The sequence below is a fragment of the Oceanimonas sp. MB9 genome (genome assembly GCF_011319775.1).
GTDB lineage: Bacteria > Pseudomonadota > Gammaproteobacteria > Enterobacterales > Aeromonadaceae > Oceanimonas > Oceanimonas doudoroffii.
Map to the genome: position 1 here is coordinate 783,202 of NZ_VFBE01000005.1, position 24,411 is coordinate 807,612.

The 24,411-nt window shown below is 61.6% G+C and carries 20 protein-coding genes and 1 other RNA gene; 13 read left to right on the forward strand and 8 right to left on the reverse strand.

Features of this window, described 5'->3' with window-relative positions; genetic code table 11:
* Positions 1-50: 50 nt before the first annotated feature.
* The 3 genes from thrA to thrC are packed head-to-tail and all read left to right on the forward strand — an operon-like array spanning position 51 to position 4,735.
* Positions 51-2,507 (forward strand): bifunctional aspartate kinase/homoserine dehydrogenase I, encoded by a 2,457-nt coding sequence (gene thrA / locus OJHNALOF_RS06915; RefSeq protein ID WP_165661569.1) that lies wholly within the window; start codon positions 51-53, stop codon positions 2,505-2,507.
* Positions 2,508-3,464 carry a homoserine kinase gene (thrB, locus tag OJHNALOF_RS06920; RefSeq protein WP_094199821.1) on the forward strand — a complete coding sequence of 319 codons (957 nt, stop codon included), beginning with the start codon at positions 2,508-2,510 and terminating at the stop codon, positions 3,462-3,464.
* Complete coding sequence (thrC, locus tag OJHNALOF_RS06925; protein ID WP_165661570.1) at positions 3,461-4,735, forward strand: threonine synthase; 1,275 nt, start codon at positions 3,461-3,463, stop codon at positions 4,733-4,735. Before thrB ends, thrC begins: the two co-directional genes overlap by 4 nt.
* A 739-nt stretch (positions 4,736-5,474) precedes the next feature.
* Here thrC and OJHNALOF_RS06930 read toward each other — a convergent pair.
* Positions 5,475-6,494: a succinylglutamate desuccinylase/aspartoacylase family protein gene (locus OJHNALOF_RS06930; protein ID WP_094199818.1), complete on the reverse strand. Its 1,020-nt coding sequence runs from the start codon at positions 6,492-6,494 to the stop codon at positions 5,475-5,477.
* Entirely contained in the window at positions 6,494-7,396 is a 903-nt protein-coding gene (rimK, locus tag OJHNALOF_RS06935) for a 30S ribosomal protein S6--L-glutamate ligase (protein ID WP_094199817.1), read from the reverse strand. The genes OJHNALOF_RS06930 and rimK overlap by 1 nt, the downstream gene beginning before the upstream one ends.
* 285 nt (positions 7,397-7,681) lie before the next feature.
* On the opposite strand from rimK, the gene acnA reads away from it, so the two are divergent.
* Complete coding sequence (gene acnA / locus OJHNALOF_RS06940) at positions 7,682-10,393, forward strand: aconitate hydratase AcnA (RefSeq protein ID WP_165661571.1); 2,712 nt, start codon at positions 7,682-7,684, stop codon at positions 10,391-10,393.
* A gap of 156 nt (positions 10,394-10,549) precedes the next feature.
* Here the strand turns inward: acnA and OJHNALOF_RS06945 are convergent, their stop codons facing one another.
* The gene (locus OJHNALOF_RS06945) at positions 10,550-11,323 is read right to left on the reverse strand and encodes a TOBE domain-containing protein (protein WP_165661572.1); all 774 of its coding nucleotides are present in this window, start codon (positions 11,321-11,323) and stop codon (positions 10,550-10,552) included.
* A 125-nt stretch (positions 11,324-11,448) separates the two neighbouring features.
* Between OJHNALOF_RS06945 and modA the strand changes: the two genes are divergently transcribed.
* From modA to modC, 3 genes are read left to right on the forward strand one after another with little or no spacing between them, the layout of a single operon-like run.
* A complete protein-coding gene (gene modA, locus OJHNALOF_RS06950; protein WP_165661900.1) occupies positions 11,449-12,195 on the forward strand; it encodes a molybdate ABC transporter substrate-binding protein in 747 nt (248 codons plus the stop codon).
* Positions 12,196-12,876: a molybdate ABC transporter permease subunit gene (modB, locus tag OJHNALOF_RS06955; RefSeq protein WP_165661573.1), complete on the forward strand. Its 681-nt coding sequence runs from the start codon at positions 12,196-12,198 to the stop codon at positions 12,874-12,876. It begins immediately after the preceding gene.
* Complete coding sequence (gene modC / locus OJHNALOF_RS06960; protein WP_165661574.1) at positions 12,873-13,922, forward strand: molybdenum ABC transporter ATP-binding protein; 1,050 nt, start codon at positions 12,873-12,875, stop codon at positions 13,920-13,922. Before modB ends, modC begins: the two co-directional genes overlap by 4 nt.
* Before the next feature lie 141 nt (positions 13,923-14,063).
* Here modC and rpiA read toward each other — a convergent pair whose 3' ends face one another.
* From rpiA to OJHNALOF_RS06985, 5 genes are all read right to left on the reverse strand, one after another.
* A complete protein-coding gene (gene rpiA / locus OJHNALOF_RS06965) occupies positions 14,064-14,723 on the reverse strand; it encodes a ribose-5-phosphate isomerase RpiA (RefSeq protein ID WP_165661575.1) in 660 nt (219 codons plus the stop codon).
* Between the two features lie 209 nt (positions 14,724-14,932).
* Positions 14,933-15,511 (reverse strand): 5-formyltetrahydrofolate cyclo-ligase, encoded by a 579-nt coding sequence (locus tag OJHNALOF_RS06970; RefSeq protein ID WP_094199810.1) that lies wholly within the window; start codon positions 15,509-15,511, stop codon positions 14,933-14,935.
* Between the two features lie 65 nt (positions 15,512-15,576).
* Positions 15,577-15,810, reverse strand: a complete 234-nt coding sequence (locus OJHNALOF_RS06975) for a VF530 family DNA-binding protein (RefSeq protein ID WP_094199809.1) — start codon at positions 15,808-15,810, stop codon at positions 15,577-15,579.
* Positions 15,811-15,830: 20 nt separating this feature from the next.
* Positions 15,831-16,013, reverse strand: a non-coding RNA gene (gene ssrS / locus OJHNALOF_RS06980) — 6S RNA.
* A 19-nt stretch (positions 16,014-16,032) separates the two neighbouring features.
* Positions 16,033-16,332: a cell division protein ZapA gene (locus OJHNALOF_RS06985; protein WP_094199808.1), complete on the reverse strand. Its 300-nt coding sequence runs from the start codon at positions 16,330-16,332 to the stop codon at positions 16,033-16,035.
* A gap of 141 nt (positions 16,333-16,473) precedes the next feature.
* Here OJHNALOF_RS06985 and OJHNALOF_RS06990 point away from each other — a divergent pair, with 141 nt between their 5' ends.
* The 6 genes from OJHNALOF_RS06990 to gcvP all read left to right on the forward strand — a co-directional run bounded on the left by OJHNALOF_RS06990 (position 16,474) and on the right by gcvP (position 24,371).
* The gene (locus OJHNALOF_RS06990; protein ID WP_094200562.1) at positions 16,474-17,040 is read left to right on the forward strand and encodes a UPF0149 family protein; all 567 of its coding nucleotides are present in this window, start codon (positions 16,474-16,476) and stop codon (positions 17,038-17,040) included.
* Between the two features lie 25 nt (positions 17,041-17,065).
* Entirely contained in the window at positions 17,066-18,256 is a 1,191-nt protein-coding gene (gene ubiH, locus OJHNALOF_RS06995) for a 2-octaprenyl-6-methoxyphenyl hydroxylase (protein WP_165661576.1), read from the forward strand.
* Between the two features lie 3 nt (positions 18,257-18,259).
* Entirely contained in the window at positions 18,260-19,474 is a 1,215-nt protein-coding gene (locus tag OJHNALOF_RS07000) for an FAD-dependent oxidoreductase (RefSeq protein WP_165661577.1), read from the forward strand.
* Positions 19,475-19,806: 332 nt separating this feature from the next.
* Positions 19,807-20,910: a glycine cleavage system aminomethyltransferase GcvT gene (gcvT, locus tag OJHNALOF_RS07005; protein ID WP_165661578.1), complete on the forward strand. Its 1,104-nt coding sequence runs from the start codon at positions 19,807-19,809 to the stop codon at positions 20,908-20,910.
* Between the two features lie 19 nt (positions 20,911-20,929).
* Positions 20,930-21,319, forward strand: a complete 390-nt coding sequence (gcvH, locus tag OJHNALOF_RS07010; RefSeq protein WP_094199804.1) for a glycine cleavage system protein GcvH — start codon at positions 20,930-20,932, stop codon at positions 21,317-21,319.
* A gap of 169 nt (positions 21,320-21,488) precedes the next feature.
* Positions 21,489-24,371, forward strand: coding sequence for an aminomethyl-transferring glycine dehydrogenase (gene gcvP, locus OJHNALOF_RS07015; protein WP_165661579.1), 2,883 nt, complete (start codon positions 21,489-21,491; stop codon positions 24,369-24,371).
* The last annotated feature ends 40 nt before the right edge of the window (positions 24,372-24,411 follow it).

Sequence of the window (24,411 nt, forward strand, 5' to 3'; positions counted from 1 at the left end):
CGTGTCCCTACCAGATACGGGCTTTTTTAGTTTTACACAGGGAGTAATGAATGCGAGTCCTGAAATTTGGCGGTACATCGCTGGCCAATAACGAACGGTTCGACACCGTGGCCGATATCGTGGTCAACAACCAGCGGCAGTCCCAGGTGGCGCTGGTGCTGTCGGCACCGGCCCGAGTAACCAACCACCTGGTGGCCGTGGTGGAGCAGACCATTCGCGGCCTGGAAGCGGCGCCGGTGCTGAAGGAAATCGAGCAGATTTTTCACGGCATCATCGACGGACTCAAGGGCAAGTATGCCGAACTGGACGACACCGGGCTCAAGGCCGTGGTGGAGCGCGAGCTCAACCAGCTGACCCGACTGTTGCAGGGGGTCAGCCTGCTGCAACAGTGCCCCGACAATATTCAGGCCCGCATTCTCAGCCGGGGCGAGGCGCTGTCCATCGCCACCATGGCCGAACTGCTGCGCGCCCGGGGCGAGCAGGTGGAAGTGATCTCGCCCCAGGAAATGCTGCTGGGCGAGGGCAGTGTGCTGGAGGCTCAGGTCAATATCGAGGTGTCCCGCCAGCGCTTCGCCGACAAGGGCCTGCGTGACGACTGCGTTTACCTGATGCCGGGCTTTACCGCCGGCAATGAAAAGGGTGAAACCGTCATTTTGGGCCGCAACGGCTCCGACTACTCCGCCGCCGTGCTGGCCGCCTGCGTGGGTGCCGAGTGCTGCGAGATCTGGACCGACGTGGACGGCGTGTACAACTGTGACCCGCGGCTGGTGCCCGACGCCAAGCTGCTGCGCCAGCTGTCCTACAAGGAAGCCATGGAGCTGTCCTATTTCGGCGCCAAGGTACTGCACCCTAAAACCATCGCTCCCATCGCCCAGTTCCACATTCCCTGCCTGATCAAGAATACCGGTAACCCTCAGGGCGAAGGCTCGCTGATTGGCCCGGAGTGCAGTGACGACGATCTGCAGGTCAAGGGCATTTCCGATCTGGCCGGCATGACCATGATCAACATCTCCGGCCCGGGCATGAAGGGCATGGTGGGCATGGCCGGCCGGCTGTTTTCCTGCATCTCCCGTGCCGGTGCCAGCATAGTGCTAATCACCCAAAGCTCGTCGGAATACAGCGTCAGCTTCTGTATTCATACCTACGACAAGCAAAAGGTGCAAAAGGCCATCGCCAACGAATTTGCCCTGGAGTTCAAGAACAACCTGCTGGAGCCGCTGGATGTGATTGACGATCTGGCGATCATCTCCCTGGTGGGGGACCGCATGCGCACCGCCCGGGGCGTGTCTGCCCGCTTCTTCAATTCCCTGGCGGAAGCCTCGATCAATATCGTGGCCATCGCTCAAGGGTCCAGCGAGCGCTCCATCTCGGCGGTGATCCGCAAGGAAAAGGTGACCGAGGCGATCAAGGCCTGCCACCAGAACTTCTTCTCCAGCCGTCAGTTCATCGATGTGTTCCTGGTGGGCTGTGGCGGCGTGGGCGGCGCCCTGCTCGAGCAGATCCGTCGTCAACAATCGGTGCTGGAAGCCCAGGACATCGGCATTCGGGTGGTGGGCATCGCCAACTCCCGCAAAATGCTGCTGGATAAAAACGGCATCAGCCTCAATGACTGGCGCGATCGCCTGGAGCAGGCCCAGGAAAGCTTCAGCCTGGAGCGGGTCACCCGGCTGGTGGAAGACAGCCACCTGATCAACCCCGTGCTGGTGGACTGTACCACCAGCGAGCAGATTGCCGATCAGTACGCCGACTTTCTTGCCGCCGGCTTTCACGTGGTTACCCCGAACAAAAAGGCCAACACCGCCAGCCTGGATTACTACCGCGAGCTGCGCCGTTCGGCCCGTTCCACTCGTCGCAAGTTCCTGTATGAGACCAACGTGGGCGCCGGCCTGCCGGTGATCGAGAACCTGCAGAACCTCATTCGTGCCGGCGACAAGCTCAAGGCCTTTGGCGGCATACTGTCCGGCTCTCTGTCCTATATCTTTGGCAAGCTGGATGAGGGCATGAGCTTTGCCGAAGCCACCCGCATCGCCCGGGAGAACGGCTTTACCGAGCCGGACCCCCGCGACGATCTGAACGGCATGGACGTGGCCCGCAAGCTGCTGATCCTGGCCCGGGAAGCGGGCATGGAGCTCGGCCTCGACGAGATTGAGGTGGAGCAGGCGCTGCCGCCGGGCTTTGACGCCAGCGGTGATATCGAGTCCTTTATGGCCCGATTGCCGGAAGCGGACGCCTGGTTTGCCGAGAAGGCCGCCGAGGCGGGCGAAGGACGAGTGCTGCGTTATGTGGGCGTTATCGAAAATGGCCGATGCAAGGTTGCGATCAAGGCCGTGGACGGGGATGATCCCCTGTTTAAAGTGAAGGACGGCGAAAACGCCCTGGCGTTTTACACCCAGTATTACCAGCCCATTCCGCTGGTGCTGCGTGGCTACGGTGCCGGTGCCGATGTTACCGCCGCCGGTGTCTTTGCCGACCTGTTGCGCACCCATAACTGGAAGCAGGAGATTTAAATGAGTGTTGTAGCCTACGCGCCGGCCTCTACCGCCAACGTCAGTGTTGGGTTTGATGTACTGGGGGCCGCGCTGGCCCCCCTCGATGGCTCCCTGCTGGGGGACCGCGTGCTGGTGGAAAACGCCAGCGGCGATTTTTACCTTACCAATGCCGGTCCCTATGCCCACAAGCTGCCGGACGATTACACCCAGAATATCGTTTACGATTGCTGGCTGTCCTATGAAAAGGCGCTCGACAAAAAGGGCCTGGCGCGCAAGCCGCTGACCATGACCCTGGAAAAGAACCTGCCGGTGGGTTCGGGGCTGGGCTCCAGCGCCACCAGCATAGTGGCCGCCTTTGTGGCCCTGAACGCCTTTTACGATAACGCCATGAGCGAGCATGAGCTGATGCTGCTGATGGGTGAGCTGGAAGGGCGAATCTCCGGCTCGGTGCATTACGACAACGTGGCACCCTGTCACCTGGGCGGCATGCAACTGGTGCTGGACGAAGCCGGTGTAGTCAGCCAGACCCTGCCGTCCTTTGAAGAATGGTACTGGGTGGTGTGTTACCCCGGCATCGCAGTGTCTACCTCTGCCGCCCGGGAAATTCTGCCGGCCCAGTACCGTCGTCAGGACTGCCTGGAATACGGTCGTCGCCTGGCGGGCTTTGTGCACGCCAGCCACACCGGTCAGGAGCAGGTGGCCGCGGCCATGCTCAAGGACGTGATTGCCGAGCCCTATCGTGCTCAGCTGATCCCCGGCTTCAAGGAAGTGCGTGAGCACGCCGCCGCCATGGGGGCCCTGGCCACCGGCATTTCCGGCAGTGGCCCCACCGTGTTTACGGTGATGAAGGATCTGCATCAGGCGGAAAAACTCAAGGCCTGGCTGGCCGACCACTTTATTCAGAATCAGGATGGCTTTTGCCATATTTGCAAACTCGACGCCGAAGGCGCGCGAGTCACAGGAACCAAGCTATGAAGTTGTACAACATCAAGGATAACGCAGAGACCATCAATTTTGCCGGCGCCGTCAAGCAGGGCCTGGGCCGGGGCCAGGGCCTGTTCTTTCCGGAAAACCTGAGCCCGCTTGCCAACATCGACGCCCTGCTGGAGCAGCCGCTGGTGCCCCGCTCGGTAGCCATACTGCAGCATCTGATCGGTGACGAAATTCCCAAGGACACCCTCACCGCCATGGTGGAGCACGCCTTTACCTTTCCGGCGCCGCTGGTGAAGGTGGACGAGCACACCTACGCCCTGGAGCTGTTCCACGGCCCGACCCTAGCGTTCAAGGACTTTGGCGGCCGCTTTATGGCCCAGTGTCTGGCCACCCTGAGCAGTGAAGGCAAGATCACCATTCTGACCGCCACCTCCGGCGACACCGGTGCCGCCGTGGCCCACGCCTTCTACGGCCTGCCCAATATCGAAGTGGTGATCCTCTACCCCGAGGGCAAAATCAGCCCGCTGCAGGAAAAGCTGTTCACCACCCTGGGTGGCAACATTCGCACCTTTGCGGTGCAGGGTGACTTTGACGCCTGCCAGGCGCTGGTCAAGAATGCCTTTGACGACGAAGAGCTGAAGGCCGCCGTGGGCCTGAATTCCGCCAACTCCATCAACATCAGCCGTCTGCTGGCCCAGGTGTGCTACTACTTTGAAGCCGTGGCCGAGCTGCCTGCCGAGCAGCGCAACAAGGCGGTGATCTGCGTGCCGTCCGGTAACTTCGGCAACCTGACCGCCGGTCTGATTGCCAAGGCCATCGGCCTGCCGGTGAAGCGCTTTGTGGCCGCCACCAACGCCAACGACACCGTGCCGCGTTACCTGGAAAGCGGCAACTGGGACCCGCAGGCCACCGTGGCCACCCTGTCCAACGCCATGGACGTGAGCCGACCCAACAACTGGCCGCGGGTGGAAGAGCTGTGCCGGGTCAAGGGCTGGAGTCTTTCCGATATCGCTTCCGGTGCCCTTAACGATGAGCAAACCCAGGACGCCCTCAAGCGGCTGTTTGCCAAGGGCTACCTGTGCGAGCCCCACGGTGCCATCGCCTGGGATCTGCTCAACAAGGAGCGCGGCAAGGACGAAGTGGGCATCTTCCTGTGTACCGCTCATCCGGCCAAGTTCAAGGAAAGTGTGGACCGCATTCTGGAGCAGGACATTGAACTGCCGGGCCCGCTGGCCAAGCACGGCGCCATGGAATCCCTGTCCGAGACCATTCCCGCCGACTTTGCCGCCCTCAAGGCGAAAATGATGGGCTGAGGCGAACCGCTTGCCATATCACCATGCCGGGCTTGCCCCGGCATTTTTTATTTGTAATACCGCTGTTTATCCATACGCCAGCCTGCCTTTGGGTCGTGAGTCCGTGGTATTCGGCGCCAAACGACCATTATCTCTGGGGCGACTGATGATTCCCCTTCCTGATTTACCCCCGCTCCCTGTAAGCGATCTCTCAAGGCACGCATGGAAAAGGCGCTTTTGATATATGGATTTTGGCGGAAATTAGTTGTAAGTTTTTGAATATAAAAAGTTTTTGTTGTCAGGTTGAATTTCAAGCAGAGGCGTGAACCTGCCCACCGCATTGTGTCGGCCGGGGGAAAGGATATGATGAATACCAACAGCAAGGCAGGCTGAGTTGCCGGGAAGGCAGCGAGCAGGAAGGCTCACAGGACACACCAACACGGAAGGTGTGAAGAAAGGAATCGGGGAAGACGGTGCAGGCAGGATGCCGGCAGCCAGGAACGGCAAGGGACACGGCCATGAAGGCCAAGTGGAACAGGTCAGGAAGATCAGGGATACCTTCAGGAAGAAGCGGTTGGCAGCAGGACGGCGGCCATTCATGGAAGATGCAGGGACGAGCCCGACGGAACGGGAAAGAGGAAGACTCGGAGGAGTCAGGTCAGGGATTGCAGGGAGCAATCAGGTTCAGGAACGAGCCGACGACATCAAAAAGGGGCAGCCACCGGCTGCCCCTTTTCTATTGGTGAGTGCGGGCCATGCACTACATGGCCGGCGTCTGTACATCCAGCTCGTCCACAAAGCGTTCCACCGTTTTCTCCGCCTGTTTGATCTCGTCAAACAGGGCAATATGGCAGATGGCGTCGCCTTCATTGACCAGCGGCATGGTCAGGCTGCCGATCACAATGCCGCTGCGCGGTGCAATGATATCCCGGTTTTCCGTGCCCAGGGGGGCGGTGATGGTGCCCAGGCAGTCACCTTTGCGAATGCGCTCTCCCAGGCGCACCTTCAGGTGCAGCAGGCCGTCGTGCTCGGCTCGAATCCAGGTGCTGGCGCGGGCGATAATGGGTTCGGTCACGGATTTGGCGGTGGTGGCCCTGAGCATGCCCAGCGTGCGCATCACCCTGAGCACGCCCCGCACCCCGGCCTTGATCGGCAGCGGGTCGAAGCGCAGCGCCTCGCCGGCCTCATAGAGGATCACCGGCACCCCCTGGGTCTCCGCCACCGAGCGCAAGGAGCCGTCGCGAATGCTGGCATCCAGAATAATGGGCGCGCCAAAGCTCTCCGCCATTTGTCGAGTGACCGGACAGTCAAGCTGGGCACGAATCTGGGGCAGGTTGCTGCGGTGAATCGCACCGGTGTGCAGGTCGATAATATGGCTGCACTTGCTGACGATCTCATTCACGAAAAAGTGCGCAACCCGGGCGCCGAGTGAGCCTTTTTCCGAGCCGGGAAAGCAGCGGTTGAGATCGCGCCGGTCCGGCAGGTAGCGGGACTTGTGAATAAAGCCGAACACATTGACCACGGGCACCGCTACCAGGGTACCTCTGAGGCGGGCCGGGTTGATCCTGGCCAGCACCTGGTTGACCACCTCAATGCCGTTGAGCTCATCGCCGTGAATGGCGGCGCACAGCAGCAGCACCGGGCCCGGCAGTTTGCCGTGCACCACTTCTACCGGCACCGTCAGTGGCGATTGAGTATAGAGCTGGGCCAGGGCCAGCTGCATGGTCTGGCGGCGGCCGGGAGCCACATGCTGGCCGGCGAGTTCAAAAGTCGCTCTCATCAGCCACGCTCCCGGTGACGGGGTTTGCGATGGGCATGGCTTTCGATGTGCTGAATGATCAGGTCCGCCACGTCCTTGCCGGTGGCACTTTCAATGCCTTCCAGGCCGGGGGATGAGTTGACCTCCATCACCAGGGGGCCACGCTTGGAGCGCAGCAGATCCACCCCGGCCACCTGCAGGCCCATGGCCTTGGCCGAGGCGATGGCGGTCTTGCGCTCTTCGGGGGTAATGCGCACCAGGCGCGCTTCGCCCCCCCGGTGCAGGTTGGAGCGAAATTCGCCCTCCTGAGCCTGGCGTTTCATGGCGGCGATTACCTTGTCACCCAGCACAAAGCAGCGAATGTCGGCGCCGCCGGCTTCTTCGATAAATTCCTGCACCATGATGTTGGCCTTGAGGCCCATAAAGGCTTCCAGCACGCTTTCCGCCGCCTTGCGGGTTTCCGCCAGCACCACGCCAATCCCCTGGGTGCCTTCCAGCAGCTTGATCACCAGTGGGGCGCCGCCCACCATGTCGATCAGATCGGGAACGTCGTCGGGCTTGTTGGCAAAGCCGGTGATCGGCATGCCCACGCCGTGGCCCGACAGCACCTGCAGCGAGCGCAGCTTGTCCCGGGAGCGGCTGATGGCCGCCGAGTGGTTGAGGGTGTAGCAACCCATCATTTCAAACTGGCGCAATACGGCGGTACCGTAAAAGGTGACCGAGGCGCCAATGCGGGGAATGATGGCGTCGAAGTGCGCCAGATCTTCCCCCTTGTAATGGATGGAGGGCTTGTTGTCGTTAATGTTCATGTAGCAGCGCAGGGCATCGATGATGCTGACCTCGTGGCCCCGGGCCTCGGCGGCTGCCTGCAGGCGCCGGGTGGAATACAACGAGGGATTGCGGGAAAGAATGGCGATCTTCATGAGTGCGCGGCGGTGTCCTGTAACTGAGTGTGCAAGGTGATTTCGGGCTTCCTTCTACGCCATCACGGCGCATTGTGCCAACGAGAAAAAACGGGGCTGAGGCCAAAAAATCATGGTTGTCATTCCCCTTGCAGTATGGCCCCTAAGCCGGTCGCCGGCCATTTTTTGATCCTTGTTCGTCCTTGGGCCATAATCAATTCCTAACTGTCTGATATATAAAAATAATGCTTATTCGGCGGCACTGCCGTAACGGGGTGCCGGACGCTCAGGAACCAAGGAGGAAACATGTCTTCCGAACTGACCCGCACCGTTCAGGCCCGGCTTGGCCTGAACGGCCGTGATTATCATTATTATGCCCTCAACCAGGCGCCCGGCGGCACGCAGCTGACGCGACTGCCCAAATCCCTCAAGGTGCTCACCGAAAACCTGCTGCGCCACGGCGACCATGGCCTGAAGGAGGAGCTGCAGGCCATGGTGGACTGGCTGAAGCACGGCCACAGTGAGCGGGAAATAGCCTTTCGCCCGGTACGGGTGCTGATGCAGGACTTTACCGGGGTGCCGGCGGTGGTGGACCTGGCCGCCATGCGCGAGGCGGTGAAACGCCTGGGCGGTGAGGTGGAAAAGGTCAACCCGCAGTCGGCGGTGGACCTGGTTATCGACCACTCGGTGATGGTGGACGAATTTGCCAATGAGCAGGCCTTTGCCACCAACGTGGATCTGGAAATGGCTCGCAACGGCGAACGTTACGCCTTTCTGCGCTGGGGCCAGCAGACCTTTGACAATTTTCGCGTGGTACCGCCCGGCACCGGCATCTGCCATCAGGTCAACCTGGAATACCTGGGCCAGACGGTGTGGCAGCAGGACACCGGCGACGGCACCCTGATCTGCCCCGATACCCTGGTGGGCACCGACTCCCATACCACCATGATCAACGCCCTGGGCATTCTGGGCTGGGGCGTGGGTGGCATTGAGGCCGAGGCCGCCATGCTAGGCCAGCCGGTGTCGATGCGTATTCCCGAGGTGGTGGGCTTCAAGCTGACCGGCAGCCTGCGTGAAGGCATGACCGCCACCGATCTGGTATTGACCGTCACCGAAATGCTGCGCAACCACGGCGTGGTGGGCAAGTTTGTGGAGTTCTACGGCGATGGCCTGGCCAGCCTGCCCCTGGCGGACAGGGCCACCATTGCCAACATGGCCCCGGAATACGGCGCCACCTGCGGTTTTTTCCCCGTGGATGAAGAAACCCTGCGTTACCTGCGCCTGACCGGCCGAGCCGAGCAGCAGCTGGCACTGGTGGAAGCTTACAGCAAGGCCCAGGGACTGTGGCGCAACCCCGGAGACGAACCGGTGTTTACTGACACCCTGGCGCTCGACATGGGCGAGGTGGAAGCCTGCCTGGCCGGCCCCAAGCGTCCTCAGGACAGGGTGGTGCTCAGCCGGGTGCCTCAGGCCTTTGAGCTGGCCCGGGGGCAGTCGGTCAGCGACAGCGCCGAAAGCCGGTTGGAAGGCGAGGGCGGTCAGACCGCAGTGGGTTGCGAGCAGGCCCAGAAGGGCACCCCCTTTCATCTGGATGGCGCCACCCATCATTTGCGCGACGGCGCCGTGGTGATTGCCGCCATTACTTCCTGTACCAACACCTCCAACCCCAGCGTGCTGATGGCCGCCGGCCTGATGGCCAGGGCCGCGGTGGAAAAAGGACTGACTCGGGCGCCCTGGGTGAAAAGCTCGCTGGCCCCCGGCTCTCGAGTGGTGACCCGCTACCTGGAAGCCGCCGGCATGATGCCGGCCCTGGAAGCGCTCGGCTTTCACCTGGTGGGTTACGGCTGCACCACCTGCATCGGTAATTCCGGGCCCTTGCCCGAGTCCATTGAAGCGGCCATTCGCAAGGATGATCTCACCGTGGCCTCGGTGCTGTCGGGCAATCGCAACTTCGAGGGCCGTATTCATCCGTTGGTGAAGACCAACTGGCTGGCGTCACCGCCCCTGGTGGTGGCCTATGCACTTGCCGGTAACATGCATGTGGATCTCACCAAGGATGCGCTGGGTACCGACAAGAACGGCAAGCCGGTCTATCTGAAGGACATCTGGCCATCACAAAAAGCCGTGGCCGAGGCGGTGGCCAAGGTGAAAACCGACATGTTCAGCAAGGAGTATGGCGAGGTATTTGACGGCGACGAACGCTGGCGCGCCATTGATGTGACCGGCAGCGCCACCTTTGACTGGCAGGACGACTCTACCTATATTCGTCACCCGCCGTTTTTCAGCGACATGGCGGCAAAGCCCGCGCCGGTGACCGACATTGAGTCGGCCCGAGTGCTGGCGCTGCTGGGCGACTCGGTGACCACGGATCACATTTCGCCGGCGGGCAGCATCAAGGCCGACAGCCCGGCGGGCAAATACCTGCAGGAATGCGGCATCAAGCGCAAGGACTTCAACTCCTACGGCTCCCGGCGCGGCAACCACGAGGTGATGATGCGCGGCACCTTTGCCAATATTCGCATTCGCAACCTGATGCTGGACGATGTGGAAGGGGGTGAAACCCGTCATTATCCCAGTGGCGAGCAACTGTCCATTTATGACGCCGCCATGCGTTATCAGGACGAAGGCGTGCCCCTGGTGGTGGTGGCCGGCAAGGAATACGGTACCGGCTCCAGCCGGGACTGGGCTGCCAAGGGCACCCGGCTGCTGGGGGTGAGGGCGGTGCTGGCCCGCTCCTACGAGCGCATTCACCGCTCCAACCTGATTGGCATGGGCGTGCTGCCGCTGGAGTTTTCCGGCGACGACAGCATGGAAAGCCTGGGGCTGTCCGGCGAGGAGCAGTTGTCGATTCGTGGCCTGGACGGCCTCAACCCCGGCTGCCGCCTGACCGTGGCCATTACCGACGGTGATGGCAAGACGCGGGAAATCGAGGCTCTGTGCCGCATCGACACGCAGGACGAGCTTACCTACTATCGCCACGGCGGCATACTGCACTATGTGATCAGGAATATGCTGTGACGTTCGAAGCTGTCAGTCAGTGAACCGTAGGTTGGAATGAGCCTTGCGAATTCCAACACGAAGCCGGCGGTATAATGTTGGGATTCGCTGCGCTCATCGCCAACCTACGCCTCTTGCCACATGCTACAAGCTGGCCCGGCTGAAGCCGGGCCTGTATCAGGGCTCCAGCGTGGCCAGGATCACCTGCTCCGGGGCAAAGCAGGCAAATGCCCGTGCGCCGAGGGCGGGCAGGGTTTCATGGATCGGACGCAGGGCGCAGATTTCGCCGCCCTGATCCAGCGTCAGCATCACTTCGTTAAAGCGATCACCGGCCATGACCGCCGACACCGTGCCGGCCAGACGGTTGGGGGTTTTCCCTGACCCGGTTTCAATGGTCACCCAGGGGGCCTTGATCAGCACCAGCACCTCCTTGCCCGGGATCAGCCCGAGCCGCCGGCAACTGCGCTCGGTAATGTCCGCCAGCAGGGTGGCGCCACCATTCAGCCTCAGGCCGACCTGATGGCTGAGATCCCGGCGGCCCACCGATGTCACCTGTGCAAAAAACTGGTTGCGGGCACTGGTCTGCAGGCCAAAGCGCGACACCACCGCCAGCAGGCTGTCGAGGGAAGCGCTTTCGTCCTGCAGGGCGTTTACCGCCATGCGCTCAATACGCCCCAGCAGGGCATAGATTTTCAGCAGCCGTTCGCCATAAGGGGTCAGCCGGGCGCCGCCGCCGCCCTTTCCGCCGGCTTCGCTGGCCACCAGGGGCTGGCCGGCCAGGGTGTTCATGTCCTTGACCGCATCCCAGGCCGACTTGTAGCTGATGCCCGCCGCTTGCGCGCCGCGGCTGATGGATCCCTGCTCACGAATGCACTCCAGCAGACGCACCCGCTTGGGGGAAATAAACAGTCGCCCCTGTTGCTGCAGGCTCAGCAATATGTCCAGTTCCACCTTGTTCCTCGCATGTGTTGGCAGGGCCAGGGGGCCATGATACGTCATTAGCGTTGTGTTTTTTATTTTATAGCGATACATTGCTTCGCTATATACATGGCTATATAACCCAAGGACGATTCGTGATGCCCAAACTTTTCTCCGCCACGTTGCTGTTGTGCGTATCCATGCCGGCCCTGGCCGATGAGGTCAGGGTGGCGGTGGCCGCCAATTTTCTCGATGCCATCACCACCCTGAGCGGGCAGTTTGAGCGGCAAAGCGGTCATACCGTGCTGATCTCGTCCGGCTCTACCGGTAAGCTCTATGCTCAGATCAAGAACGGCGCGCCCTTTGATGTGTTTCTGGCCGCCGACGAGGCGCGGCCCGCACTGCTGGAGCATGAAGCAGCCATCGTGCCCGGCAGCCGTTTTACCTATGCCCTGGGTACCCTGGTGCTGTGGAGCCCGGACCGGGGGCTGATAGACGCCGAACAGTCGGTACTCAACAATGGCGATTTTCGTTTTCTGGCCATCGCGAACCCGGCTACCGCCCCCTATGGCCGCGCCGCCCAGGAGGTGCTCACCGGCATGGGGCTGTGGGAGCGCTTCAGCAAAAAGATGGTGCGGGGCGAAAACATCGGCCAGACCTACCAGTATGTGTACAGCCGCAATGCCGATCTGGGTTTTGTGGCCAAGTCCCAGGTGTTCAGCCAGGGGCAATTTGCCGACGGCTCCTGGTGGGAAGTGCCCGCCGACCGTTATGCACCCATTGTGCAGCAGGCGGTACAGCTGCGCGATACTCCGGCGGCAACGGCCCTGCTGGACTATCTACGCTCCCCCGCAGGCCTGGCGGTGATCCAGGCCTACGGTTACGGCACCGACGCGGCGCAGTAAATGCTGGCGCCTCAGGATATGGCCGCCCTCGGGCTGACCCTGCGGCTGGCCGGGGTCACCGTGCTGGTGTTGCTGGTGCTGGGCACGCCCCTGGCCTGGTGGCTGAGCCAGACCCAAAGCCGCCTCAAAACCGTCATCGAGGCGGTGGTGGCGCTGCCGCTGGTGTTGCCGCCCACCGTGCTGGGCTTTTACCTGCTACTGGCGCTGGGGCCCCATGGGGTGATTGGCGGTTTGTCCATGGCGCTGGGAGGTGGCAGCCTGGCCTTTACCTTTACCGGCCTGGTGATTGGCTCGGCGTTTTATTCGCTGCCCTTTGTGGTGCAACCACTGCAAGGGGCCTTTGAGGCCATGGGCCGGCGTCCGCTGGAGGTGGCCGCCACCCTCGGGGCTTCACCCCTGGACCGGTTCCTTACCGTGGCGGTGCCCCTGGCCCGGCGCGGTTTTCTTACCGCCATCGTGCTCGGCTTTGCCCATACCCTGGGGGAGTTCGGCGTGGTGCTGATGCTGGGCGGTAATATTCCCGGCGCCACCCAGGTGATTTCCATCGCCATTTACGATCATGTGGAGATGCTGCAATACGGTCAGGCCCATACCCTGTCGGCGCTGCTGCTGGTGCTGTCGTTCAGCATTCTGATGGCGGTGTATGCCCTTAACCGCCGCTTTTCGGTGGTGCACCCATGATCAGCGCTCGGTTTAAGCTGGTGCGCCCCGGATTTTGCCTCGACGCCGCCTTTGAGCAGCCATCAACTGGGGTTACCGCATTATTTGGCCCGTCCGGTTGTGGCAAGACCACGCTGCTGCGCTGCCTGGCCGGGCTGGAGCGGGCCGATGGCGAGTTGTGGCTGAACGGCGAGAGCCTGCATGGTCTGCCGGTGCACCGGCGCCGCTTTGGCTACGTATTTCAGGAGGCCAGCCTGTTTAACCACCTGTCGGTGCGCGACAACCTGCTCTATGGCTGGCGCCGGCTGCCCAAAGGCATCACCAGACCCGATGTAAACGAAGTGGTGGGCTGGCTGGGACTGTCGCACCTGCTGGCGCAGGGGGCGTCCTCACTCTCCGGCGGCCAGCGTCAACGGGTGGCCATTGGCCGGGCCCTGCTGACGGCGCCCCGGTTATTATTGCTGGACGAACCCCTGTCGGCCCTGGACACTCAGGCCAAACGGGAGATTTTGCCCTGGATTGAGGGACTGTCGGCCCGGGCCGGAGTACCGGTGTTTTATGTCACTCATGCTCCGGACGAAGTGGAACGGCTGGCGGACCGGGTGATCTTTATGGCGCGCGGCCGCACCACCCAGGTTGAGCCATTGCAGCAGGCCATGGCCCGGCCCGATTCGCCGCTGTTTGTGGAGCAGGGGGCGGCCAGCATACTGGAAGGCACGCTGGAAGCCGAGCTGGAGGATGGCCGAACACCCTTTGCCTTTAACGGTCAGACCCTGTGGCTGGTGCATGCCCGCCGGCAGGGAGGTGAACGGGCCCGAGTGCGCATTCAGGCCTCGGATGTGAGCCTGGCGCTGGCGCCGGTGGCAGGGGTATCGATACTGAACCAGTTGCCGCTTAGGCTGGTGGCGCTGCATCAGCTGGGTGAGGGCAGGGTACTGGTGGACGGGAAGCTTGATGGCGGCCAGCGATTGCTGGCCGAGGTATCCGCCTGGTCGGCGGGGCAGCTGGGGCTGCATCAGGGCATGGCGTGTTATGCCCTGATCAAGGCGGTGGCCCTGGTGAACTGAATATTGGCTGTCATCTCCGCGACGCGAAGATCCAGTCCGTAGGTTGGAATGAGGAACGAATTCCAACATTTGGCAGGCGTCTGCCTGTGTTGCGATTCACTTCGTTCATCGGCAACCTACGGTTTGGGTTGAGCAGTGATATCAGCCGCCCTGGCGCACCACGCCGTCGGGGGTGCCAATCAGCAGCACGTCGGCACCGCGTTCGGCAAACAGGCCGTTGGTCACGACGCCCACAATGGCGTTAATGCGGGTTTCCAGCACCTTGGGCTCGGTAATGGCCAGGCCGTGTACGTCCAGTATGTGGTTGCCATTGTCGGTGACCACACCGTCCCGGTATACTGGCCGGCCGCCCAGCTTGCGCAGCTCCCGGGCCACGTATTCCCGGGACATGGGGATCACTTCCACCGGCAGCGGAAAGGTGCCCAGCACCTCGACGGTCTTGGTACCATCAACAATGCACACGAACTTGTCGGCCACGGCGGCCACGATTTTTTCCCGGGTCAGGGCCGCGCCGCCGCCCTTGATCATGGCCATGGAGCCGTCGATTTCATCGGCGCCATCCACATAGACGTTGAGCTCGCTGATGTCGTTGAGATCAAACACCGGAATGCCCAGATCCTTCAGCCGGGCGGTGGAGGCCTCGGAGCTGGATACCGCGCCCTTGATTTGATCCTTGATGGAGCCGAGGGCATCGATAAAGTGATTGACGGTGGAGCCGGTGCCCACACCAACAATGCTGCCCGGGGTCACGAACTCCAGCGCCGCCCAGCCGGCGGCCTTTTTCATTTCGTCTTGTGTCATGGCTGTGCTGTTCTCCTGCAAAAGTGCCGCGCATTATAGCAAAGCCGGCCCCGGTTGCATGGCTTGTGTTTGCTGAGTGACAGGTAGGACAGCGTAGGTTGCCGATGAGCGAAGCGAATCGCAACAAACAACCGGCGGCGGAATGTTGGAATTCGCTACACTCATTTCAACCTACGGTCTGCAGCAGTAATAAAATACCGGCAGGGCTTTTACCAGCGCCAGTGCCGGGCCGGGGTGAGCAGCTCGGGCAGGGGGACGTCCCAGTGATCGGTGGGAATGGCGGGCAGCTGCTGGCAGTCGTGGGCCAGGCCCACCGGGCGCGGGCCCTGTCCTTGATGCCAGCCCGCCAGGGTGCGGTCGTAAAAACCGCCTCCCATGCCAATGCGGTTACCGGTGGCATCAAAGGCCACCAGGGGGGTGTAAATCACGTCGAGTTCATTTTTGGGCAACAGCAGGCGAATATCGAGGCGGGGCTCGGGAATGCCGAAGCGGTTGGCCACCAGGCGCGCGTCGGGATCATAGCGCAAAAACATCAGGTGCCCGGGGCTGAAGGGGTGCAGCACCGGTAGATATACCTGGGTGCCCTGGGACCAGTACCAATCGATCAGCGGGTGGGGGTCGAGCTCGCCGTCATTGGCAAGATACAGTGCCACCTTGCCGGCCTGGGCCAGGTGTGGCGTGTCGGCCACCCGGTCCACAATGGCATGGGCGGCGGCCTGCTGTTCGGCATGGCTCAGCCGGCGACGGGCGTTTCTGATCTGCTGACGGATGATATGGCGTTCTGACATGGCTCATTCCATTGAAAACGAGAATGTGCCGAGCTTATTCCCAATACCGGGTGCGAGGCAAAGGGTCAGCGATGCCAGGGACTGTTTTTGAGACGCAGGTAAAGCTCTTCCACCTGAGTGCGGGCCCAGGGCGTGCGGCGCAGAAACTTCAGGCTCGATTTGATGCTGGGATCGTTCTTGAAGCAGTTGATATTGACCCGGCGGGCCAGCTCGTCCCAGCCGTATTTTTCTACCAGCTCGGTCAGCAGGGCTTCAAGGGTAATGCCGTGCAGGGGATTGTTGGGTTGTTGCTGGGTCATGACAAGGCCGAAAGTAATGAGGGGTCCCCAGAGTGCCGTTGCGAGTGTTAGTCCTTGAACCCGTCGGTTCAAGGCGGAAGCCCGGTACCCGCCGCAGGCGTCTCGGTCGAGGCCGAGCATGCTCAATAGCGAGCAACGCGGGATTCCTGTGCTGTTGATATCGGCTCAGGGACGCCACTCACTGACGAACACCCCAGGGAAAAACAAATTGTCGGAACAGGCTCAGTTTACCTTGCTGGCGAGGGCCTCTTCAATGGTGTGTTGAAGCATCTTGATGCGTCTGTCCATGGCGTCAGCATATTGATGATTCTTGTCCTTTTCAAGCTCAAGCTCGTGGCAGACATTCAGCGCCAGCATAATGGCGATTTGCTCATTGGATGCGGACTTGCCGCTTTCGCGAAACTTGCGAATGCGCTCGTTGAGCATGTCGGCCGCCCGATGCAATGCCTCTTCCTGCCCGGCAGGACAGGCCACCTTGTATGGGCGCCCGAGAATTACGATGTCGATTGCCGCTGTGGTCATGTGGTCCTCAGGTGGCTTGCAATGAGCAATGAAAGTCCCGCGAATATATAGTGGCGTATCAGAACTTTCAAGGGGTTGCTGGTCTGCAATGAGCGACGGTGCTAGGATCTGCGGTAATTCAGCACCACTTTCGAGTAAATGATGAACGATAACGCCCGCCTTAACTTTGATGCCTTCACCACATTGCTGGAACAGCACAACATGGTGGTGACCGCCGCCGAAGTTCACGGCGTGATTTGTGGCCTTGTCTGCGGTGGCATGGCCCGGGACGACGCCCGCTGGCAGCAACATTTCAACGATCTGCTCAACGATGGCTTTGGCCTGCCCGCCGAACTGAAAAAGGCGGTGAATCTGCTGTTTAACCGAGTGTTTGACGATCTGCTGGAGCAAAGCCGGTTTGAGCTGTTGCTGCCCGCCGACGAAGAGCCCCTCGACGACCGGCTCGACGCCATGATGGAATGGGCCGGCGCCTTTCTGGCCGGTTTTGGCGTGGTTCAGCAGGAGCTGAACAAGGCCTCTCCCGAGCTGCAGGAGATGATCCAGGACATCAGCAGCATCACTCAGGTTTCCGGCGAGTTCGAGCAGGAAGACGAAGAAAGTGAAGCCGCCTTTGTGGTGCTCTACGAACACCTCAAGCTCGGTGCCACCATGGCCTTTGAAGAATTCGGCAAAGGCCGCCCGGTGCCCGAGCGTCCAACCCTGCACTGATTTAGCACGACAACACACAACCGCAATGACCCATTACGACGTGGTAATCAACGGCGCCGGCATGGCCGGGGCCGTGCTGGCGCTGGGCCTGGCCGGGCTGCGCCGGCCCGATGGCGGCCGGCTTTCCGTGGCAGTGATCGAGGCCGTGCGCCCCGAGCACGACCGCCATCCTGGCTTTGATGCCCGCAGCATTGCCCTGGCCTGGCACAGCCAGACCCTGCTGCAACGGCTGGGGATCTGGCCGGCGCTGGCGCCCCTGGCGACCCCCATCACCCATATTCAGGTGTCCGATCAGGGTCACTTTGGCCGGGTGGCCATGCACGCAGCGGAATACGGCGTGCCCGCCCTTGGCCAGGTGGTGGAGCTGCAGCCGGTGGGCAGTGAGCTGCACCGGCGGCTGACGGCCTGTGAGAACATCACCCTGTTCTGCCCCGATCGCATCATTCGTTTTGAACAGCATCCCGAGCGCGTGACCATAGCGCTCGAGGGCGGCGCGGCGTTTTCCACCAGCCTGCTGGCGGCCGCCGACGGCAACCGTTCCCTGGTTGGCCAGCAGCTCGGCGTGCCACGCCGCCAGCTGGATTACCACCAGAGCGCCATCATCGCCAATATCGCCACCGCCGAGCCGCATTTGGGCCGTGCCTTTGAGCGCTTTACCCCGGAAGGCCCGCTGGCGCTGCTGCCCATGAGTGAGGGGCGCAGCTCCCTGGTATGGTGCATCAGCCCCGAACGGGCCGAACGACTGATGGCGATGGAGGACAATGCCTTTCTGTCCGCCCTGCAGCGGCAGTTTGGCTACCGCCTGGGCAGACTCACCCGCACCGGCAAGCGCCACTGTTACCCGCTGGTGCTGGACGAAGCGCCCAAGCCCTGGCATCACCGCGTGGTGCTGTTGGGCAACGCCGCCCACCTGCTGCACCCCATTGCCGGCCAGGGCTTTAACCTTGGACTGCGGGATGTGGCCACCCTGACCGACCGGGTGAGTCAGGCCCTGGCAGAAGGGCGGGACATCGGCAGTCATGGCGTGCTGAGTGGCTATGGCCGGGCGCGGCTGCCGGATCAGGCCGGCATGGTGAATTTTACCACGGCGCTGGCACTGCTGTTTTCCAACAACAACCCGGTGCTCGCCGCCGGACGCAATCTGGGGTTGTCGGCCATGGCCGCCTGTGCCCCGTTAAAGAGTCAACTGGCCTGGCGGGCCATGGGCAAGAGGTAATCGATGCAAGCGGCAGACATCATTATTATTGGCGGCGGCATGGTGGGGCTCACCCTGGCGCTGGCGCTGGCCCCAAGCGGTATGAAGGTGGCGGTAGTGGAAGGGCAGACGCCCGACTCCGACTTTGGCGATATCGCCGACAACCGGGTCAGTGCCATTAACCTGGCGTCCCAGACCCTGCTTGAGCGACTGAATGCCTGGCCGGGTAACAGCGACCGGCTCGGCCCCTATACCGAAATGGAAGTGTGGGAAGCCGAAAGCCGGGCCCGCATCGGCTTTTCTGCCGAGCTGATGCATCAGCCCCACTTGGGTCATATTGTGGAAAACCGGCTGCTGCAGCACCACCTGCTGGAGCAGGCGCGGCTCAGCCCGCACATAAGCCTGCACCTGCCAGCCCGGGCCGCGACCGTGTCGGCCAGCGATGGCGGTGCCTTTGTGCTGCTGGACAATGGTACCCCCATTACCGGCCGGCTGCTGGTGGGAGCGGACGGCGCCCGCTCCTGGCTGCGCGGGCAGATGCAGCCGGGCATGACCGAATGGGATTATGATCATCACGCCCTGGTGGCCACCATTGAAACCGACGAGCCCCACGGCCGCTGCGCCCGGCAAATCTTTCGTGGCGATGACATTCTCGCCTTTCTGCCCCTGGCCCACCCGCACCGCTGCTCCATTGTCTGGTCCTGCCCGCCGGCGCGGGCCGAGGCGCTGCTGGCGCAGAGTGACGCCGAGTTCAACAAGCGACTGGCCACTGCTTTTGATCTGCGTCTGGGGTTGTGCCGCGTGCTGGGTCCCCGTGCTGCCATTCCGCTCAAGGCCCGCTACAGCCAGCAATTTTGCGGCCCGCGCTGGGCGCTGATTGGTGACGCCGCTCACACCATACATCCATTGGCGGGGCAGGGGGTCAACCTGGGCCTGCAGGACGCCGCGGCCCTGGCCGACACCCTGCTGGCACGTCACGCCGAGGGCAAGGATATTGGCGAACTGGCCGGCCTGCGCGCCTTTGAGCGCTGGCGCAAGGCCGAGGCCGCCACCATGCTGGCGGGCATGGAAGGGCTGAAGCGGCTATTTGGCAGCCGGTTGCCGCTGGTGCGGGAAGTGCGTACCCTCGGCCTGACCCTGACCGACGGCCTCATGCCCCTTAAGCGTCGGCTGGCGGCCCATGCCCTGGGCATTGGCGGACTGCAGCCCCGGCTTTCCCGTATGGGTAAAAATACTTGAGAAAAACTAATCCGAGCCTTGTTGGTAATTAGTTTTTTTAAGCCGATTTTTCCTTCGAACACAGGCGTAACTTTTGCGCTTGTGCTTGTCATAAGGCAATTAAATACATCAAATTTTAATTTTTTGTTAATTTTTGGTTTTAAAAGCCACGAATGTAGCTTTCTTCACGTTAAAAAGGCTGTCGATGGATAGCTCACATTTCGCACTGTGTTAATAAACGATTAGTTTTTTTTGACTTCCTTGCTGTGTTATCCCAAATCTGCTTGAGTATAATCAAACACGCTAGACCGGATTATCGCTCGCTGGCCGGGCTCGGAATATAAGGAAGCGTCATGACTCAGCAAACAGTTTTGCATCCGCAGCACCTGGAAGCCGGTGCCAAAATGGTGGACTTTCACGGTTGGGAAATGCCCATCAACTATGGCTCTCAGCTTGAGGAGCACCACGCCGTCCGCCAGGACGCCGGCATGTTCGATGTCTCTCACATGACCATTGTGGATGTGAAGGGCACCCAGGCCAAAGCCTACCTGCAGCGCCTGCTGGCCAACGACATCGGCCGCGCCAACCAGCCGGGCAAGGCTATTTACAGCGGCATGCTCAACGAACAGGGCGGGGTCATTGACGATCTCATCACCTATTTCTTTGCCGACGACGATTACCGCATGATCGTCAACTCCGCCACCCGCGACAAGGATCTGGCCTGGATGGCCAAACAGGCCGAAGGTTTTGACGTTACCCTGACCGAACGCCCCGAACTCGCCATGATTGCGGTGCAGGGCCCCAATGCCAAGGCCAAGGCCGCCACCGTATTCAGTGCCGAACAAAACGCCGCCGTGGAAGGCATGAAGCCCTTCTTCGGGGTGCAGGCCGGCGACCTCTTCATTGCCACCACCGGCTACACCGGTGAAGACGGCTACGAAATTGTGGTGCCCGCCGACCAGGCCGGCGCCCTGTGGAATGCCCTGAAAGACGCCGGCGTACGCCCCTGTGGCCTGGGTGCCCGTGACACCCTGCGCCTGGAAGCGGGCATGAATCTTTACGGCCAGGACATGGACGAAACCGTCTCCCCTCTGGCCGCCAACATGGCCTGGACCATTGCCTGGGAGCCGGCCGAGCGTGACTTTATTGGCCGCGCCGTGCTTGAGAGCCAGCGCGCCGCCGGCGATCAACCCAAGCTGGTTGGCCTGGTCATGAAAGAAAAAGGCGTGTTGCGCGCCGGAACCCCGGTGCGGTTTACCGATGCCGAGGGGAATGAACAGCACGGCGTGATCACCTCCGGCACCTTCTCGCCTACACTGGGTTTCAGCATTGCGCTGGCGCGGGTGCCGCGCGCCATTGGCGACAATGCGGAAGTGGAACTGCGCAAGAAATGGATGCCGGTGGCCGTGGTCAAGCCGACTTTTGTACGATTTGGCAAGGCGGTTGCCGAGTTTTAAGAACCAAGAGGAACAACTGATGAGCAATATCCCCAGTGAACTGAAGTATGCCCGCTCGCACGAATGGGTACGTATTGAAGAGAACGGTGAAGCGGTGATCGGCATTACCGAACATGCGCAGGATCTGTTGGGTGATATGGTATTTGTTGAGCTGCCGGAAGTGGGCCGCAACGTGGACGCCAGCGAAGAGTGCTGCGTAGCCGAGTCGGTCAAGGCCGCATCCGACATTTATGCGCCGGTGAGCGGCGAAATCATTGCCGTGAACGAGGATCTGGAGGACAGCCCCGAGCTGGTGAACTCCGACCCTTACGGTGACGGCTGGCTGTTCCGCATCAAGCTGGCAGACGAGTCCGATCTGGACGAGCTGCTGGATGCCGAAGGCTACGAAAACAGCATCGACGAAGAATAAGCACGTTTAAAGCCCCCGTATGGGGGCTTTGTTGATGTTGCCCTGGTCACGCAGCCCCGGCTGTTGATGTGCAATCTCAATATCAGACTCTTTGCCGGCAAGTACCCCCCACGGGGCCGGTCGTCTGTCTACCCTCGGGCCTTGTGCCCGAAGAAGGAAGTAAGGAAATATGACCCAGTCTTTGTTTGAACTTGAGCAGAATAACGCCTTTATCGGCCGTCATATTGGTCCTTCCGAGCAGGAAGTGGCCGACATGCTGGCGGTGGTGGGCGCCGACAGCCTAGACGATCTCATCAAGCAGACCGTGCCGGCGAGCATTCTCAACGACCAGCCCCTTGGCATTGGCGCCCCGCGCACCGAGCAGGAAGCCCTGGGCTACCTGAAAACCCTGGCCGATCAGAACAAGGTGTTCAAGAGCTATATCGGCATGGGCTATCACGATACCCATGTGCCCCTGGTGATTCAGCGCAACGTGTTGGAAAATCCGGGCTGGTATACCGCCTATACCCCGTATCAGCCCGAGATCGCCCAGGGCCGCCTTGAAGCCCTGCTCAACTTCCAGCAAATGACCCAGGATCTGACCGGTCTGCCCCTGGCCAGCGCCTCACTGCTGGACGAAGCCACCGCCGCCGCCGAGGCCATGGCCCTGGCCCGCCGGGTCAGTAAAAACAAGAAGGCCAACATCTTCTTTATTGCCGACGACGTGCACCCCCAGACCATTGACGTGGTCAGCGAGCGCGCCGAGCACTACGGCTTTGACATCAAGGTCGCCCCCGCCGAGGCGGTGGTGGAACACGACGTCTTTGGCGCCCTGTTCCAGTATCCGTCCACCACCGGCCAGATCCGCGACCTCAAGGCGCTGATCGCCCAGGTGCAAAGCGGCAAGGGCATTGCCTGTGTGGCCGCCGACATTCTCTCCCTGGTGCTGTTGAAGGCTCCGGGCGAACTGGGTGCCGACGTGGTACTGGGCAACGCCCAGCGCTTTGGAGTGCCCATGGGTTACGGTGGCCCTCACGCCGCCTTCTTCGCCACCCGAGACGAGCACAAGCGTTCGCTGCCGGGCCGTATTATCGGTGTGTCCAAGGACACCCGCGGCCGTCCGGCCCTGCGTATGGCGATGCAGACCCGCGAGCAGCACATTCGCCGCGAAAAAGCCAACTCCAACATCTGTACCGCTCAGGTGCTGCTGGCCAACATGTCCAGCTTCTACGCCGTGTATCACGGTCCGGAAGGCCTGAAACGTATTGCCGATAGGGTGCACCGCCTGACCGACATTCTGGCCCTGGGCCTGCAGAGCAAGGGCGTGGCGCTCAAGCACGACACCTGGTTCGACACCATTACCGTGGAAACTGCCGACAAGGACGTCATTCTGGCCCGTGCCGAAGCCAAGGGCGCCAACCTGCGTTCCGATTTGGCTGGTGCTCTCGGGGTGTCCCTGTCCGAGACCACCACCCGGGGTGACGTGGCCGAGCTGTTCGACATCTTCCTGGGTGAAGGCCACGGCCTGAGCGTGGACAGCCTGGACGCCAAGGCCGCCGCCGGCACCGCCTCCATTCCCGCCGGGCTGGTGCGCGACACCGCCATTCTCGAGCACGAGGTGTTTAACAGCTACCACTCCGAAACCGAGATGCTGCGCTACATCCACAAGCTGGAAATGAAGGACCTGGCGCTGAACTACGGCATGATCTCGTTGGGCTCCTGCACCATGAAGTTGAACGCCACCGCCGAAATGGTGCCGGTGAGCTGGCCCGAGTTCGCCCGCATTCACCCCTTTGCGCCGCTGAGCCAGACTCAGGGCTACCAGAAGATGATCGGCGAGCTTGAAAGCTGGCTGGTGAAGATCACCGGTTACGATGCCATCTGCATTCAGCCCAACTCCGGTGCCCAGGGTGAATACGCCGGCCTGCTGGCCATCAAGAAATACCACGAGTCCCGGGGAGAAGGGCATCGCGATATCTGCCTGATCCCGAGCTCCGCCCACGGTACCAACCCGGCGTCGGCCCAGATGGCCAACATGAAGGTGGTGGTGGTGGCCTGCGACAAGCGGGGCAACATCGACATGGTCGACCTCAAGGCCAAGGCCGAGGAAGCGGGCGAGAACCTGTCGTGCATCATGGCGACTTATCCGTCTACCCACGGCGTGTATGAAGAAAACATTCGCGAAGTGTGCGAAATCGTGCACGGCTTTGGCGGTCAGGTATACATGGACGGCGCCAACATGAACGCGCAGGTGGGCATTACCTCACCGGGCTTTATCGGCTCCGACGTGTCGCACCTCAACCTGCACAAGACCTTCGCCATTCCTCACGGTGGCGGCGGCCCGGGCATGGGCCCCATCGGCGTCAAGGCGCATCTGGCGCCCTTCGTGGCCGGCCACGCCGTGGTGAAAACCGATAAGGAAAGCCGCAACAACGGCGCCGTGTCGGCCGCACCCTTTGGCTCCGCCAGCATTCTGCCGATCAGCTGGATGTATATCGCCATGCTGGGCGACGAAGGCCTGAAGCGCTCCACTCAGCTGGCCATTCTCAACGCCAACTACCTGATGCGCAGCCTGGCCGAGGATTACCCCATCCTCTACACCGGCCGCAACGACCGCGTGGCCCACGAGTGTATCGTGGACATTCGCCCGCTCAAGGAAACCAGCGGCATCAGTGAAATGGATGTGGCCAAGCGTCTGAACGACTTTGGTTTCCATGCCCCGACCATGAGCTTCCCGGTGGCGGGCACCCTGATGATCGAGCCGACCGAGTCCGAGTCCAAGGTGGAAATCGACCGCTTCATTCACGCCATGAAACAGATCCGCGCCGAAATGCGCAAGGTGGAAAGCGGCGAGTGGACCCTGGAAGACAACCCCCTGGTGCATGCCCCGCACACCCAGGACGACGTCATGGACTCCGAATGGAACCGTGCCTACAGCCGCGAGCTGGCCGTGTTCCCGTCTGAAGACGTGCGCCGCAGCAAGTTCTGGCCCACCGTCAACCGCATCGATGATGTGTACGGTGACCGCAACCTGTTCTGCAGCTGCCTGCCCACCGAAGCCTACGGCGAGTAATTCGGTTACTTGCTGTGGTCTGGTGAGATAGCAAAAGCCC

What these genes read in the sequence shown, in the direction of transcription:
- modB (WP_165661573.1), top strand. Translation starts at nt 12,196, where the DNA reads ATGCTGGCGCCTCAGGATATGGCCGCCCTCGGGCTGACCCTGCGGCTG.
- OJHNALOF_RS06970 (WP_094199810.1), bottom strand. Translation starts at nt 15,511, where the DNA reads ATGTCAGAACGCCATATCATCCGTCAGCAGATCAGAAACGCCCGTCGC.
- acnA (WP_165661571.1), top strand. Translation starts at nt 7,682, where the DNA reads ATGTCTTCCGAACTGACCCGCACCGTTCAGGCCCGGCTTGGCCTGAAC.
- modA (WP_165661900.1), top strand. Translation starts at nt 11,449, where the DNA reads ATGCCCAAACTTTTCTCCGCCACGTTGCTGTTGTGCGTATCCATGCCG.
- rpiA (WP_165661575.1), bottom strand. Translation starts at nt 14,723, where the DNA reads ATGACACAAGACGAAATGAAAAAGGCCGCCGGCTGGGCGGCGCTGGAG.
- gcvH (WP_094199804.1), top strand. Translation starts at nt 20,930, where the DNA reads ATGAGCAATATCCCCAGTGAACTGAAGTATGCCCGCTCGCACGAATGG.
- ubiH (WP_165661576.1), top strand. Translation starts at nt 17,066, where the DNA reads ATGACCCATTACGACGTGGTAATCAACGGCGCCGGCATGGCCGGGGCC.
- OJHNALOF_RS06930 (WP_094199818.1), bottom strand. Translation starts at nt 6,494, where the DNA reads ATGAGAGCGACTTTTGAACTCGCCGGCCAGCATGTGGCTCCCGGCCGC.
- modC (WP_165661574.1), top strand. Translation starts at nt 12,873, where the DNA reads ATGATCAGCGCTCGGTTTAAGCTGGTGCGCCCCGGATTTTGCCTCGAC.
- OJHNALOF_RS06985 (WP_094199808.1), bottom strand. Translation starts at nt 16,332, where the DNA reads ATGACCACAGCGGCAATCGACATCGTAATTCTCGGGCGCCCATACAAG.
- thrA (WP_165661569.1), top strand. Translation starts at nt 51, where the DNA reads ATGCGAGTCCTGAAATTTGGCGGTACATCGCTGGCCAATAACGAACGG.
- OJHNALOF_RS06975 (WP_094199809.1), bottom strand. Translation starts at nt 15,810, where the DNA reads ATGACCCAGCAACAACCCAACAATCCCCTGCACGGCATTACCCTTGAA.
- OJHNALOF_RS06990 (WP_094200562.1), top strand. Translation starts at nt 16,474, where the DNA reads ATGAACGATAACGCCCGCCTTAACTTTGATGCCTTCACCACATTGCTG.
- gcvP (WP_165661579.1), top strand. Translation starts at nt 21,489, where the DNA reads ATGACCCAGTCTTTGTTTGAACTTGAGCAGAATAACGCCTTTATCGGC.
- rimK (WP_094199817.1), bottom strand. Translation starts at nt 7,396, where the DNA reads ATGAAGATCGCCATTCTTTCCCGCAATCCCTCGTTGTATTCCACCCGG.
- gcvT (WP_165661578.1), top strand. Translation starts at nt 19,807, where the DNA reads ATGACTCAGCAAACAGTTTTGCATCCGCAGCACCTGGAAGCCGGTGCC.
- thrB (WP_094199821.1), top strand. Translation starts at nt 2,508, where the DNA reads ATGAGTGTTGTAGCCTACGCGCCGGCCTCTACCGCCAACGTCAGTGTT.
- thrC (WP_165661570.1), top strand. Translation starts at nt 3,461, where the DNA reads ATGAAGTTGTACAACATCAAGGATAACGCAGAGACCATCAATTTTGCC.
- OJHNALOF_RS07000 (WP_165661577.1), top strand. Translation starts at nt 18,260, where the DNA reads ATGCAAGCGGCAGACATCATTATTATTGGCGGCGGCATGGTGGGGCTC.